Source organism: Pseudomonas sp. EL_65y_Pfl1_R83 (assembly GCF_963970695.1).
Taxonomy (GTDB): Bacteria; Pseudomonadota; Gammaproteobacteria; order Pseudomonadales; family Pseudomonadaceae; genus Aquipseudomonas; species Aquipseudomonas tritici.
Map to the genome: position 1 here is coordinate 1 of NZ_CAXAQI010000249.1, position 522 is coordinate 522.

Here is a 522-nt window from a genome sequence, read left to right on the forward strand (position 1 = left end):
GCCGTCGCAAGAATGGGCAGGAAGAGATCGCCTATCCGCACCCGCTGCTCGAAGGCATCTTGTCAGAAACCTACGGCATTTTCGTTTATCAGGAACAGGTGATGCAGGCGGCGCAGATCCTGGCCGGCTATTCGCTCGGACAAGCCGATTTGCTGCGTCGCGCGATGGGCAAGAAGGTGAAGTCCGAAATGGACGCGCAGCGCGCGGGTTTCGTCGAGGGCTGCAAGACGATCAACGGCATTCCCGAAGCCAAGGCCAACGAATTGTTCGACTTGATCGACAAATTCGCCGGCTACGGCTTCAACAAGTCGCACGCCGCCGCCTACGCCTTGCTGTCCTATCAGACAGCCTGGCTCAAGGCGCACCACCCGCACGAATTTTTCGCCGCCTCGATGTGCTTCGATCAGGCGCAGACCGACAAATTGAGCGTGTTCATCGACGATATGCGCCGCCTTGGCGTCGCCATCCTGCCCCCCGACATCAACCGCAGCGAGGCCGAATTCTCGGTCGAGGACACCGGCG

1 pseudogene is annotated in these 522 nt (G+C 60.2%); it reads left to right on the plus strand.

From position 1 onward, the window contains the following. Positions 1–522, plus strand: a pseudogene (locus AACY08_RS28670) (DNA polymerase III subunit alpha); the annotation flags it as partial.